General features: G+C 74.6%; 14 protein-coding genes. 6 read left to right on the top strand and 8 right to left on the bottom strand.

Translation table 11 applies throughout. From position 1 onward, the window contains the following. A partial coding sequence (locus R7226_RS29510; RefSeq protein WP_318601061.1) for a hypothetical protein occupies nt 1-976 on the top strand: 976 nt, incomplete at its 5' end. On the opposite strand, the gene R7226_RS29515 is transcribed toward R7226_RS29510, so the two are convergent. Beyond that, nucleotides 930-1,271 carry a glutathione S-transferase N-terminal domain-containing protein gene (locus tag R7226_RS29515; RefSeq protein ID WP_318601062.1) on the bottom strand — a complete coding sequence of 114 codons (342 nt, stop codon included), beginning with the start codon at nt 1,269-1,271 and terminating at the stop codon, nt 930-932. The two genes, R7226_RS29510 and R7226_RS29515, sit on opposite strands and share 47 nt — an antisense overlap. A 96-nt stretch (nt 1,272-1,367) precedes the next feature. On the opposite strand from R7226_RS29515, the gene R7226_RS29520 reads away from it, so the two are divergent. Next, nucleotides 1,368-1,691: a hypothetical protein gene (locus tag R7226_RS29520; RefSeq protein ID WP_318601063.1), complete on the top strand. Its 324-nt coding sequence runs from the start codon at nt 1,368-1,370 to the stop codon at nt 1,689-1,691. A gap of 6 nt (nt 1,692-1,697) precedes the next feature. Here R7226_RS29520 and R7226_RS29525 read toward each other — a convergent pair whose 3' ends face one another. From R7226_RS29525 to R7226_RS29550, 6 genes are read right to left on the bottom strand one after another with little or no spacing between them, the layout of a single operon-like run. Next, nucleotides 1,698-2,042, bottom strand: coding sequence for a carboxymuconolactone decarboxylase family protein (locus R7226_RS29525; protein WP_318601064.1), 345 nt, complete (start codon nt 2,040-2,042; stop codon nt 1,698-1,700). Further along, the gene (locus R7226_RS29530; RefSeq protein ID WP_318601065.1) at nt 2,039-2,668 is read right to left on the bottom strand and encodes a nuclear transport factor 2 family protein; all 630 of its coding nucleotides are present in this window, start codon (nt 2,666-2,668) and stop codon (nt 2,039-2,041) included. Before R7226_RS29530 ends, R7226_RS29525 begins: the two co-directional genes overlap by 4 nt. A gap of 11 nt (nt 2,669-2,679) precedes the next feature. Continuing rightward, a complete protein-coding gene (locus R7226_RS29535) occupies nt 2,680-3,711 on the bottom strand; it encodes a PhnD/SsuA/transferrin family substrate-binding protein (RefSeq protein ID WP_318601066.1) in 1,032 nt (343 codons plus the stop codon). Nucleotides 3,712-3,757: 46 nt separating this feature from the next. After that, entirely contained in the window at nt 3,758-4,483 is a 726-nt protein-coding gene (locus R7226_RS29540; RefSeq protein WP_318601067.1) for an ABC transporter ATP-binding protein, read from the bottom strand. Further along, nucleotides 4,480-5,322: an ABC transporter permease gene (locus tag R7226_RS29545; RefSeq protein ID WP_318601068.1), complete on the bottom strand. Its 843-nt coding sequence runs from the start codon at nt 5,320-5,322 to the stop codon at nt 4,480-4,482. The genes R7226_RS29540 and R7226_RS29545 overlap by 4 nt, the downstream gene beginning before the upstream one ends. Next, nucleotides 5,319-6,842 (bottom strand): NAD(P)-binding protein, encoded by a 1,524-nt coding sequence (locus tag R7226_RS29550; protein ID WP_318601069.1) that lies wholly within the window; start codon nt 6,840-6,842, stop codon nt 5,319-5,321. The genes R7226_RS29545 and R7226_RS29550 overlap by 4 nt, the downstream gene beginning before the upstream one ends. 156 nt (nt 6,843-6,998) lie before the next feature. On the opposite strand from R7226_RS29550, the gene R7226_RS29555 reads away from it, so the two are divergent. The 3 genes from R7226_RS29555 (at nt 6,999) to R7226_RS29565 (ending at nt 9,386) form a co-directional block, all read left to right on the top strand. Then, on the top strand, nt 6,999-7,823 hold the full coding sequence (locus R7226_RS29555; RefSeq protein WP_318601070.1) for an IclR family transcriptional regulator: 825 nt from the start codon (nt 6,999-7,001) through the stop codon (nt 7,821-7,823). A 186-nt stretch (nt 7,824-8,009) separates the two neighbouring features. Continuing rightward, nucleotides 8,010-9,044 carry a flippase-like domain-containing protein gene (locus R7226_RS29560; RefSeq protein ID WP_318601071.1) on the top strand — a complete coding sequence of 345 codons (1,035 nt, stop codon included), beginning with the start codon at nt 8,010-8,012 and terminating at the stop codon, nt 9,042-9,044. 138 nt (nt 9,045-9,182) lie between these two features. Beyond that, nucleotides 9,183-9,386 (top strand): cold-shock protein, encoded by a 204-nt coding sequence (locus R7226_RS29565; protein ID WP_318601072.1) that lies wholly within the window; start codon nt 9,183-9,185, stop codon nt 9,384-9,386. Nucleotides 9,387-9,641: 255 nt separating this feature from the next. Here the strand turns inward: R7226_RS29565 and R7226_RS29570 are convergent, their stop codons facing one another. After that, the gene (locus tag R7226_RS29570) at nt 9,642-10,646 is read right to left on the bottom strand and encodes a response regulator transcription factor (RefSeq protein ID WP_318601073.1); all 1,005 of its coding nucleotides are present in this window, start codon (nt 10,644-10,646) and stop codon (nt 9,642-9,644) included. Here R7226_RS29570 and R7226_RS29575 point away from each other — a divergent pair. Continuing rightward, the coding region (locus R7226_RS29575; RefSeq protein WP_318601074.1) for an AAA family ATPase at nt 10,647-11,996 on the top strand (1,350 nt) is incomplete at its 3' end. It lies immediately after the preceding gene.

Genomic DNA, 11,996 nt, shown 5'->3' on the forward strand with positions numbered 1-11,996 from the left:
CGCCGGCGCCTGCGCGCCGCCGCTGATCGCGACCGCGCGGGCGCTGTGGCCGCGGGTCGCCGGGGCTGAGCTGGCACGCACCGGCCACGCGTTCAACGCCGCGCTCGGCGACGCCGCGCAAGTCGCCGGCCCGGCGCTGACCGGCGCGCTGGCGGCACTCGTCTCCCCGCTCGTCGCGCTGGCGGCGCTCGTGCCAGGCGTCCTCGGCGGCGCGCTGCTGCTCGCGCGCGCCGCACCGCACACGGCCGCCCGCGCCTCCGGCCCAGCCACCGCCCGCGCAGCGCGACCCGCGAGAGCACCGGAGGGTTTCCCACCACCACGGTGGGAAACTCTCCGCTGCTCGAATCGCGGGCGCGGCCTCCGCGCCAACCGCGCGCTGCGAACGCTCGTCGCGTCAGAGGTCGCGCTCGGGCTGTGGCTCGGCGCGCTGGAGGTCGCGGCGCCGGCGCTCGCCGCGACCGCCGGCCGCGCGACAGCGCTCGGTGCGCTCCCGCTGACGCTGTTCGCGGCGACGAGCGTCGCGTCCTCGCTCTGGAGCGGGCGCGAGCTCACGCGCAGGCGCCGCCGTCGTACGCCGAGCCGCGCGCGCCGTCGTCCCCGCGACGCGTCCGCCCGCTACCTCGCCGGCTCGCTCGCGCTCGCGCTGGTCCTGCCGCTCTGCCTGCTCGCGCCGACGCTCGCCGGCCTCGCCGCGGTCGCAGCGGCGGCCGGCGCGGGTTTCGGCGTCTTGAACGTCGCCCTCTTCGAGCTGCTCGATCGACTGGTCGCGCCCGCCCGCGCGGTCGAGGCGTTCACGTGGATCACGACCGGCCAGGGCGCGGGGCTGGCGCTCGGCGCCGCCGCTGCCGGCCAGCTCGCGCATGACCACGCCGCGCGCGCCCTGCCGCTGGTCGCGCTGCCGGCGGTCGCGGGAGCGGCGCTCGCGCTGTTCAGCCCTGCGCTGCGACCCACCGCAAGATCTCCTTCGAGTGCGTGAGGACGGTGCCGTCGGCGAGCACCAGCGCCGGCAGCTTGACGTCGCCGGTCGCCTGCCGCACCCGCTCGCGCGAGCCTCTGCGCAGGAACGAGATCGGGTGGCCGTGGCCGCCCGTCACTCTCGTGTACTCGATCCCCGCCTCGCGCAGCGCATCCTGCACCCGCTTGCAGGGGTGAACGCGCGGACCCTGGTCGTCGCCGTGGCAGACGTACAGCGTCGGGATCCCACCAGCGTCAGCGCCAGCGCCCGCATCCGCGCCCTGCGCCTGCGTCTCCTGCTCCGTCTGGCCGCTCATCGCATCCTCCGAGTCTTCGGGGTCGTGCAGCAGAGACCGGCCCCGCCCGCGGAACTCATCGCGCCGAGTCGCCGGCGTGACAGCTACGCTCGCCCGATGACGACGCCGGAGCGCGCGTTCGCGGAGGTCGAAGAGGTGCTGCTGCGCGAGCCGGGCACCACGAGCGGGACCGGCTTCGGCAGCGGCCCCGGCGTCAAGGTCGGCGGCAAGATCGCCGCGATGCTCGTCGGCGGCAGGCTCGTCGTGAAGCTCCCCGCGGCGCGCTGCCGCGAGCTGATCGAGAGCGGCGCCGAGCCGCTGCGAATGGGCAGACGGACGATGCGCGAGTGGGTCACGCTCGGCCCTGACCGCCGTGACGAGTGGCTGCCGCTCGCGCGCGAGGCGCTCGCGTTCGTGCGCCCCGACGCGCGCGGCAGCTGACCCGCCCTACCCCTCCGCCGCGTCGTACTGCTGCAGCGCGAGCCGCCCGTGCACGACGGCGCCGCCGGCCCGGATCGCGGCGGCGATGTAGGTCGTCTCGGCGATCTCCTGCTCGCTGGCGCCAGCCTGCTTCGCCGCCTTCACATGCGCGTCGAGACAGGTTGTGCACTGCGTCGTCAGCGCGACCCCGACCGCGATCAGCTCGCGATAGCGGCGGGGGATCTCGCCGTCGTCGCTGGCGACGTGGCCGTTGAGCTGCGCGAACGCCGCGAAGGCGTCCGGCGCCCCGGCGCGCAGCTGGCCGGCCGCTCTGCGGTCCGCGACCCGCGCGGCATCGGCGGCAGCGCTCATCGGCCGGCCTCGGCCACGTCCGCGTCTCTGAGGTAGAACGGCTGCTCCTCCGTCGTGCGCTGCGCGACCGACCCGGGCCGCAGCCGCTCGCGGATGCCGTAGAAGGGGTCGTCCGGGTAGAAGCCGCTGCGCAGCTCCGGGCTCGCCGCGCCCGCGAACGGCGGCGGCGACGCCGCCACCCAGCGCTCGTAGCCGCCGGAGAGCACGAGCCGGTGAGCGATCTTCCAGACGCCGTCGCGCCGCTCGAAGCGGTCGAGGAAGCGCAGCGTGCGCAGGTAGTCGTGGCGCACGCCCTCCTGGTCGACCGGGTTGAGGCTGAGCGCGTGCGACTCCGCGAACGCCTCGTCGCCGTCGACCTCCGTGAGCGTGTCCGGCACGTGCAGCCCCTTCGACTTCAGCGGCGAGGCGGCCCACGCCTTCTCGACGAAGGCGACGAAGCCGTCGAGGTCGCCGTCGATCAGGTACGGCGGCATCTCGTAGTGCTCGTAGATCGCGTCGGGGTGGAAGACCGAGGCGAACAGCGCCCCGTCGCGCCGCTCCTGCGCGCGGGCGTAGAGCAGCACCACCTCGCGGATCTCCTGCTTGTCGACCAGCTCGCGCAGCTTGCGCTCGAGTTCGGCGTCCATGGTCGTTCCTCTCATCCGTCGATCTGGGCGGTGTACTGGTCGTCGAAGATGCCGTCGAGCTGCTTGCCTCTGGGCACGCGGTCGGTCGTCGCGAGCGCGTCGTAGGTGTCCTGCAGCCCGGTGATCACCGAGGCGTCGATCGCGACCGGCTCGATCGGGTCCTCGAAGGAGCCGCGCAGCTGCTCGACCGGCACCTGCATCGCGCTCGACAGCTCCGCGAGCAGCTCGTCGGTGTGCTCGTTGGTGTAGGCGAGCGAGCGCTTGAAGCGCTTCAGGTAGTCGATCGCGGCGGCGACCTTCCGCGGGTCTCTGCTGGCCTTGTCGGAGAGCACCCAGTAGTTCTGCGCGTTCCAGAGGCCGCCCTCGCCGGTCACGACCCAGCGCGCTCTGCCGGCGTCGACGAGCGCGCCGCCGGGCGGCGTGCAGGCGGCGAGCGCGTCGACCTTGCCGCTGACGAAGGCCGCCTGCTGCTCAGGGATCGTCGCCAGCTCGATCCGCTTGACGTCCCTCTGGTAGTCGAGCCCGGCCTCCTGGAAGGCGCGGATCGCGATCACCTCGCCGGCCGTCGAGACGCCGTTGCCGACGGTCTTGCCCTTCAGCTGCTCGACCGTCTCGACCTCCGAGTCGGCCGGCACGAGGATCCCGCAGAAGTCTCTCGCGCGCTGCTGCGCGTAGACGATCGTGAACGGCAGGTCGTTGGCGGCGAGGCTGGCGGTGATCACGTCGCCGAGCATCAGCAGGTCGGCGCGGCCGGAGGCGACGGCGGCGGCGAGGTCCTTCGGCGTCGCACCGTCGACCGGCACCAGCTCGTACGGCGTGTCGAACTCTCTCGCCGCCTTCAGGAAGGAGAAGCTGGTCGCCCCGACGCCGACCGCGAGCTTCGTGCCGGCAAGATCGGGGGCGGCGGTCGTGGCGCCGGCGGCCGTGGTGGCCGAGGCGGCCGCCGTGGTCGTCTCGTCATCGTCGGAGGAGCCGCAGCCGGCGACCGCCAGCGCAAGCGCGGCCGCCGTCGCCGCGACCGCGCGCAGCGTCGTTCTCTTCATCGTCATCGTCGTCCTTGTCGTGGTCGTGCGGTGGTGAATTGATCAGCTAGGTGGTGACGCCGAGGTCGCCGAGCAGCTCGCGGCGCAACCGGTCGAGCGCCGGTGCCGAGGCGGCGTCGCGCCCGATCGCGCTGGCGTCGACGTCGCGCACGATCCGCCCCTGCGCCATCACGAGGACGCGGTCGCCGAGCAGCACCGCCTCCTCGACGTCGTGCGTGACGAGCACCGTCGCCGGCTGATGGCGGCGGACCAGCTCCCCGACCAGCTCCTGCATGCGGATCCGCGTGAGCGCGTCGAGCGCGGCGAACGGCTCGTCGAGCAGCAGCAGCCGCGGCTCGCGCACGAGCGCGCGCGCCAGCGCGACGCGCTGCGCCTGCCCGCCGGAGAGCGTCATCGGCCAGACGTCGGCGTGGCCGGCCAGCTCGACCTCCGCGAGCGCCTCCAGCGCGCGCCGGCGCGCGTCGCGGCCAGACTCGGCACCGAAGCGGACGTTGTCGAGCACCGTCTTCCACGGCAGCAGCCGCGGCTCCTGGAAGACGACGGCGTTCGGCGACGGGGCATCGACCGTGCCGGCGTCGGCGCGGTCGATCCCGGCCAGCACGCGCAGCAGCGTCGTCTTGCCGCAGCCGCTGGCGCCGAGCAGGCAGACGAACTCGCCGGGCTTGACCTGCACGTCGAGGTCGTCGATCACGACGCGCTCACCGAAGGCGCGGCGCAGGCCGCGCACGTTCACCCCGCCGGCGGTGCCGCCGGTCGTCGCGACGGCGCTCATCGGCCGTCGAACCCTGCGCGCCATGCCAGCAGGCGGCGTTCGAGCAGGCGGACGATCACGTCGACCGCGATCCCCAGCATGCAGTAGACGATCACGCAGCTGAAGATCACGTCGGTGTCGACGTACTGCTGGGCGGTCGTCAGCAGGTAGCCGAGGCCGGTCGTGGCGTTGAGCGTCTCGGCGATCACGAGCGCCAGCACCGAGATCGAGAAGGAGAAGCGCAGCCCGACGAGCGTCTGCGGCATCGCCCCCGGCAGCAGCACGTGGCGGATCACCTCCCAGCGGCTCTTGCCCATCGCGCCGGCCATCTCCAGCAGGCCCCGGTCGACGCCGCGGATCCCCGCGAAGACGTTGATGTAGACCGGGAAGAAGCAGGCGATCGCGACGATCAGGACCTTCGGCACCTCGCCGAAGCCGAACCAGACGACGAAGACCGACGTGAGCGCGAAGACCGGCACGGTGCGGACCATCTGGATCGTCGAGTCGATCAGCTCCTCGCCGAGCGTCCAGAGACCGGTCACGACGCCGAGCACCAGCGCCGCGGAGACGCCGAAGAAGAGGCCGAGCGCGGCGCGGCGGATCGAGACGAGCAGGTTTCTCGGCAGCGTCCCGTCGAGCGTCAGCTCCCACAGCGCGTTCGCGGTCCGCGTGGGCGAGGAGAACAGCTGCACGTCGATCTGGCCCGTGGCGGCGAGCAGCTGCCACAGCCCGAGCAGCGCGACCGGCACGAGCGCGCGGCGGCCGAAGGTGGCGGCGCGACCGCGCCAGCGGCGGCGGGCGCTCGGCGCCGTGCTCGCGGGCGGGGGCGCGGGCGGCGCGGCGATAGGCGTGGCGCTCATCGGACTGCCTCCTCGCGGCTGACGCCCGCTGCCGGCGCGATGCCCGCCAGCAGCGCGAGCGTCTCCTCACGGCCGGGGCCGGCCGGCGCGGACGCGGCGGGATCGCGGCGCGCCCGCTCCTCCCGTGCCCGCGCGAGGACCGCCGGGTCGGCGAAGAGCGCGTCGGGCCGGTCGACGAGGCCCATGCTGCGCAGCAGCGCGCGCAGCAGCTCGGGCTCGCTGCCGATCGCCGGCAGCAGGCCGTGCTGGAGCAGCTCCTCCTCCTCGGCGGCGCGCGCGTCGGAGGCGGGGATCGGCAGCCCCTTCCAACGGTGGGTGCGGATGCGGTCCGCGGCCGCGGAGACCTCGTAGACGAGGTCGGTCTCCTCCGCGACGGCGGCGTCGTAGGCGAGCGCGGTCGCGGCGGCGTCACGCGCACCACGCCGCTCGCCGCCGCCCGCGCCGCCGACGACGTCGGCGACCGCGCAGGCGTGCGTCAGCGCCATCGCCGCGCCCCACGCGCGCATCGGGTTGGTCGCCGCGAGCGCGTCGCCGATCGCCACCAGCCCGGTGACGAGCGGCCGGCCGTCGACGACGTAGCGGCGCCGCAGGTTGCGGTTGTTGGCCATCACCTGCACGTCGTGGAGCGGCTCCCCGCCGGCCGCCTCCATCCAGGCCGCCAGCGGCGGGATCGCGGCGGTGAGCGCCTCCCACGCGGCGTTGTCGCGCAACGGCAGGTAGCCGGGCTCCCACGGCGGCGCGCCGATCGCGGCGCCGTAGGTGCCGTGGTCGCCGACGAAGGTCCAGTAGAAGAGGTGGCCGAGGTCGCCGCGCGGCATCCCGAGGTAGTCGGGTCTCACGCCGGGGGCGGCGCGGTAGTAGCGCGAGTGGTAGGTCAGCTCGCACGGCTGGATCGCGGTCGGCAGCTCGATGCCAGTCTCGGCAAGCCATGCCGGCACGCGCGTGCGGCGCCCGCCGGCGTCGACGACGAGATCGGCGGCGAGCGTCTCACCGTCGCTCAGCCGCACGCCGCGCACGTGCGGCGGGGAGCCCGCGTCGCCGGAGCCCGCGCCGACGCCGCCCGCCGCGCCCGGACCCTCCTCCGCGAACTCCAACCCCGCCACCGTCGCGACGCGCACGGTCAGGCCCGCCTGCGCCTCGACCGCGCGCCGCAGCGCCAGCTCGAACGCCGGCCGGCGGCAGAGCAGCCCGGTCAGGCGCTCGTCGTCGGGGCGCTGCCGCTCCGGCGCCAGCAGCAGCGCGAGCGGGTTGACCTCCTCGACGCCATCGTCGCGCAGGCGCTGCAGCACGTCTGGCAGCCGCTCCGCCAGCAGGCCGCGCGAGCGCGCGGAGAAGTTGTGCACGAGCGCCCACTGCCGCACCGACGGCCGCTCCCACGCCGCGAATGCCTCGTCGCCGCCCGCGACGGCCCGCGACGCGTCGCGCTCGACCACCGTCACCTCGTGGCCGGCGCGCGCCAGCAGCAGCGCGCACGCCAGCCCGCCGATGCCACCTCCCGCTACGACGATCCGCGCGCTCACGAGCGGCCTTCCGACGCGGGCTCGCGCGCGGTCACGACCGTCGCCTCAGACACCGACCGCGACGTGCTGCTCATCACTGCGACCATCCTGCTAGCCTTCTCATAATGTGGGAACGATTTGCACAACATGGCATAGCCTACTGATTCGGTCGACTTTGTGAAGCCCCCGAGCCAGAACTCCGCGGCCGAAGCCGCCCCCGCGGCGGTCGAAGCCGCCGCCGCGCCGAAGGCGGCGCCGACCGGGACGCAGGCGATCGACCGCGCGGTCGCGATCCTGCGCGCGCTGGAGCGCGGCGGCGCGATGACCGCGACCGAGGTCGCGGCGAGCGTCGGCCTGCACGTCAGCACCGCCCACCGGATCCTGCGCTCGCTCTGCGCGCACGGGCTGCTCGGGCAGTCGCCGACCGACGACCGCTACCAGCTCGGCCTCGCGACGGTGCTGCTCGGCCGGGCCGCCGCCGAGCAGCTCGGCCTCTCAGCGATCGTCTCCCACCTCGAGGCGCTGCGCGACGAGACCGGCGAGACGGTCAACCTCGGCGTCCGCGTCGACGACGAGGTCGCCGTCGCCGCGAGCATCCCCTCCCGCCACCCGCTGCGGGTCGAGAACCAGCCGGGCGTCCGCAACCCGATCCACGCCTGCGCGATGGGCAAGACGCTGCTCGCCTTCGGCGACGGGCGGATCTCGGTCCCGGAGCCGTACACGCGCTTCACCACCACGACGCTCACGACGCAGGCGCGGATCGACCGCGACCTCGAACGGATCCGCGCGCGCGGCTTCGCGATCAACGACGAGGAGCGCAGCCTCGGCATCCGCTCGGTCGGCGCGCCCGTCTACGACGACCGCGGCAGATTGATCGCCGCGATCGCCGTCCAGGGCCCGATCGCGCGCATGAGCGAGGAGCGGCTGCCGGCGATATACGCCGCTGCCGACCGCACCGCGACGGCGCTGCGCGGGGTCGCCGACAGCATCGCCGCGCCCTAGCCACGACGCCGACCGCTCAGTTTCGGCGGCGGCCGCCGTCCTACTCCCTGTATGGACGACAGCTGCCACTGGGGTGCGGCTACCCCCATCCCCACACACCAGCCTTCAGGCTTCCCCCAGCGACCGTGGTTCGCGAGGCTGCCGGGACCGCGCTCGTCCGGAGCGCGCCGAGCCGAGAACCAGCCGATGAGCGCGATCCACCAACCGACTGCCGAGACGCTTCCGCCGCGCGCCTTCGAGACGCGCCGGCTGCTGACGGGCGCGGCGCAGGTGACGGCGCTGATCGGCGCGCTCGTGCTCGTCGCGGTGCTCGCCCCGGGCCTCGGCGACGTGCGCGGGCTGCTGGCCGACGCGAACCTCGCGTGGGTCGCCGTCGCGGTCGGGCTGCAGCTGCTCTCCTGCCTCTCCTACGTGCTGATGTTCCGGCCGATCTTCTGCGGCGCGCGCTCGTGGGCGACCGCGCACCGGATCGGCTGGTCGGCGCTGGGGATGGGCTCGATCGTCCCCGCCAGCGGCGCCGCCGGCCTCGCGCTCGGCGGCTGGGCGCTCGTCCAGGACGGGATGGAGCCCGACCGGGTCGCGCGCCGCTCCGTCGCGTTCTTCCTGATCAAGGGCTCGGTCAACTTCGTCGCCGTCGCCGTGCTCGGCACGGTGATGGCGCTCGGCCTCGTCGGCCCGCCGGTCTCGCTGTGGCTGACCGCCCTGCCGGCCGCGCTCGCGCTGCTGGCGATCGGCGCGGTGCTGCTGCTGCCGCGCCTCGGCGAGGGCGCGCCGCCGCCCGCGACCGCCGGCCGCGCCCGCCACGCCGCCGCGCTGACACGCCGCAGCGTCGTCGCCGGCTCGCGCGAGGCGGTCGAGATCGTGCGCGCGGGCGACCCGCTCGTGCTCGCCGGGGCGATCGGCTACTGGCTGTTCGACAACGCGGTGCTGTGGGCCGCCTTCCACGCCTTCGGCGCCGAGGTCGACATCACGATCATCCTGCTCGGCTACCTCGTCGGACAGCTCGGCGGCCTGCTGCCGATCCCCGGCGGCATCGGCGGGATCGACGGCGGCCTGATCGGCATGCTGATCGCGTTCGGCGCCCCGGCCGCGGCGACGGCGGCGGCCGTGCTGACCTACCGCGTGATCCTCTTCTGGCTGCCGCTGATCGGCGGCGCGGTCGGCTTCGTGGCGCTGCGGCGCTGGCTCGCACGGCCCCGCCGGCACGCCGTCGCGGACTGATTCGCTCGCGGCGCTCTCAGAACCGGTAGGCTGTCCTTGATCTGGATCTCTCCAGATATTTAGACGTGCCAGCGTTCGCAGTCGTTGCATTCAGCACCCTTTGCGCTCCGCACAGCACATGACGCCCGGAGGTTTACCGTGGCAACTGGAACCGTGAAGTGGTTCAACGACGACAAGGGCTTCGGCTTCATCACGCCGGATGACCAGGGCAAGGACCTGTTCGTCCATCACAGCGCGATCGGCGGCTCGGGCTTCAAGTCGCTCGCCGAGGGCGCGAAGGTCTCCTACGACGCGGAGCAGGGCCCGAAGGGCCCCAGCGCCGCGAACGTGCAGCTGATCTGAGATGGCCCCGAGATCGTCGGAGCCGACCCGCCGTCAGATCAACGCAGCCGCCAAGCTCGCCTCGTACAGAGAAGAGCAGGTGCGACTGAAGGAGAGCGCGGCAGCCCGCCGCGCGGCGGCGGCCGAGCGCGCGCAGGCCGATAGGCCCGCGGGCGACCGATGATCGACGAAGCAGCGATTCAGCAGCTTGTGACCCGTCTGGCGCGTCCCCACGCGTCAGGCGGTCACGCCGTTGAACGGGCGGCGCTGATCGCCTCAGGATCCGACTTCGGCGCGATCGAAGCGTGGATTCTCGGCCGTGGTGGAGCGCCCGAAGCGGCTGTCGTCAGCGCCTCTGCGCGCGGCGGCCTTCACGGCCTCCGCACCGACGCGACCGCCCAGCGGGCCTCCGCCCGTCCCCCGGTCCGGTACCAGCTGCCGGCCGGCGCGCTCGCCTAGCGGCCCCCCTTCCGCGGCGCCAAGCCGCAGCAGCACGGCGAGGACTCGCCGCGAGCGGCCGCGCGCCGACGACAGCTCGAGCTTCTCGAAGATGCTGGAGACGTGCTTCTCCGCCGTCCGCGGCGAGATCGCCAGCAGCTCCGCGATCCCGTGGTTGGAGCGGCCCGCCGCGATCAGCTCCAGCACCGCGCGTTCGCGTGCCGTCAACTCGCCGAGCGGATCGTCCCCACGACCGTCGCGGCGCAGCGCCGCGACGACGCCCGGGTCGAGCACGGAGCCGCCCGCACCGACGCGCCGGACGGCGTCGACGAAGTCGCCGACGGCGTCGATCCGCCCCTCCAGCAGGTAGCCGACGCCCACGGCCGAGCCCGCGAGCAGCTGCAGCGCGAGCGCGACCTCAACCTGCCGCGCGAGCACGAGCAGCCCGCTCGCCGGGAGCTGGGCGCGAATCGCCGCCGCGGCGCGCACGCCATCCTCTCCGTGACCCGGCGCGTCCCCGACGTCGACGATCGTCACGTCCGGTGCCGGTCCGCCGCGCGTCAGCCGCACCAGTTCAGCGGCGTCGCCGCAACGAGCGACGACATCGAGGCCGGCATCGGTCAGTAGCAGCGCAAGCCCTTCGCGCAGCAGCACGCGCGGCGTGATGAGCGCTACGCGCATGAGCGCGCGGGCAGCGGGAGGCTGTGACGGGCTGGATCCATGCCCATCACACTCTCGTCCGGTCAGCCGCGCTTCGCAGCCGCCGAAGGAGCCGACCGAGTTCCTCCTTTCGGAGCTATCGCGCGCTGGCCAATCGCCCCGGCTGAAGTCAGACTCCAGCATGTGGAGTGGCCGCTCGTCGGACGCGATCGTGAGCTGGAAGCGCTCGGCGCGCTGCTGTCGGACGACAGCGCCAGCGCCGGAGTGGTCATCGCCGGCGCCGCCGGGGTCGGCAAGACGCGGCTGGCGGGCGAGCTGGCGCGGCTGGCGCAAGCGCGCGGCTGGCCGGTGCAGTGGGCGCGCGCGACGCGCTCGGCGGCGTCGATCCCGCTCGGCGCCTTCGCCGCGTTCCTGCCGAAGCCGCCGGCCGACGCGACGCCGAGCGAGGGCGCGGAGCTGCTGGCACGGGTCCGCCACGCGCTCGTCGAGCGGACCGGCGGCGGCCGGCTGCTGCTGTGCGTCGAGGACGGCCACTGGCTCGACGCCGCCTCCGCGACGCTCGTCCATCAGCTCGCCGCGACCGGCGAGGGCTTCGTCGTCGTCACCGTGCGCGGCGGCGAGCCGGTGCCGGACGCGCTGCGCGCGCTGTGGAAGGACGAGCTGTGCGAGCTGGTGGAGCTGCGCGAGCTGACGCGCGCCGAAGTCGACCGGCTGCTCATCGCCGCGCTCGGCGGCCCGGTCGACGGCGGCACCGTCAACGCGCTGTGGGAGCTGACGCTCGGCAACGCGCTGTTCCTGCGCGAGCTGGTGCTCTTTGGCCGCGACCGCGGCCTGCTCGCCGACCGCGGCGGCATCTGGCGCTGGGATGGCGCGATCACGCCCGGCATGCGGCTCGGCGAGCTGGTCGGCGCGCGCCTCGCGGCATTGAGCGACGCGGCGGCGCGCGCCTTCGAGGTGGTCGCCGTCGGCGCGCCGTTGGAGCTGGAGCTGCTGGAGGCCGGCGAGCGCGACGAGCTGGAGACGCTGGAGCGCCAGGCGCTGACCGAGCTGCGCGCCGAGCGCCGCCGGCGCGTCGTCGACCTGGCGCACCCGCTCCACGGCGAGGTCGTGCGGGCGCGGCTCTCGCGCACGCGGCTGGACGCGATCCAGCGCCGGCTCGCCGACGCGCTCGAGGCGCGCGGGGCGCATCGCCGCGGCGACCTGCCGCGCGTCGCGGCGTGGCGGCTGGAGTCGGGCGCCGCGCACGATCCGCTGCTGTTCGAGCGGGCCGCACGGCATGCGCTCGCGGCGCTCGACGTCACGCTCGCGGAGCGCCTCGCGCGCGCGGCGGCGCAGGCCGGCGGCGGCTTCGACGCACGGCTCACACTCGGCCAGGCGCTCGCCGGTGCCGGCCGCGCGCTTGAGGCCGAGGAGCTGTTGGGCGCGCTGGACGCGGAGGCGGACGGCGCGGGCGCGCGGGCGGCCGAGCCGGCGGACGCGGCGAGCGACGGCGCGCGGGCGGCCGAGCCGGCGGACGCGGCGAGCGACGGAAGT

It is taken from the genome of Conexibacter stalactiti, assembly GCF_033542075.1.
Classification (GTDB): Bacteria; Actinomycetota; Thermoleophilia; order Solirubrobacterales; family Solirubrobacteraceae; genus Conexibacter; species Conexibacter stalactiti.

What these genes read in the sequence shown, in the direction of transcription:
- R7226_RS29515 (WP_318601062.1), bottom strand. Translation starts at nt 1,271, where the DNA reads ATGAGCGGCCAGACGGAGCAGGAGACGCAGGCGCAGGGCGCGGATGCG.
- R7226_RS29520 (WP_318601063.1), top strand. Translation starts at nt 1,368, where the DNA reads ATGACGACGCCGGAGCGCGCGTTCGCGGAGGTCGAAGAGGTGCTGCTG.
- R7226_RS29525 (WP_318601064.1), bottom strand. Translation starts at nt 2,042, where the DNA reads ATGAGCGCTGCCGCCGATGCCGCGCGGGTCGCGGACCGCAGAGCGGCC.
- R7226_RS29530 (WP_318601065.1), bottom strand. Translation starts at nt 2,668, where the DNA reads ATGGACGCCGAACTCGAGCGCAAGCTGCGCGAGCTGGTCGACAAGCAG.
- R7226_RS29535 (WP_318601066.1), bottom strand. Translation starts at nt 3,711, where the DNA reads ATGAAGAGAACGACGCTGCGCGCGGTCGCGGCGACGGCGGCCGCGCTT.
- R7226_RS29540 (WP_318601067.1), bottom strand. Translation starts at nt 4,483, where the DNA reads ATGAGCGCCGTCGCGACGACCGGCGGCACCGCCGGCGGGGTGAACGTG.
- R7226_RS29545 (WP_318601068.1), bottom strand. Translation starts at nt 5,322, where the DNA reads ATGAGCGCCACGCCTATCGCCGCGCCGCCCGCGCCCCCGCCCGCGAGC.
- R7226_RS29560 (WP_318601071.1), top strand. Translation starts at nt 8,010, where the DNA reads ATGAGCGCGATCCACCAACCGACTGCCGAGACGCTTCCGCCGCGCGCC.
- R7226_RS29570 (WP_318601073.1), bottom strand. Translation starts at nt 10,646, where the DNA reads ATGCTGGAGTCTGACTTCAGCCGGGGCGATTGGCCAGCGCGCGATAGC.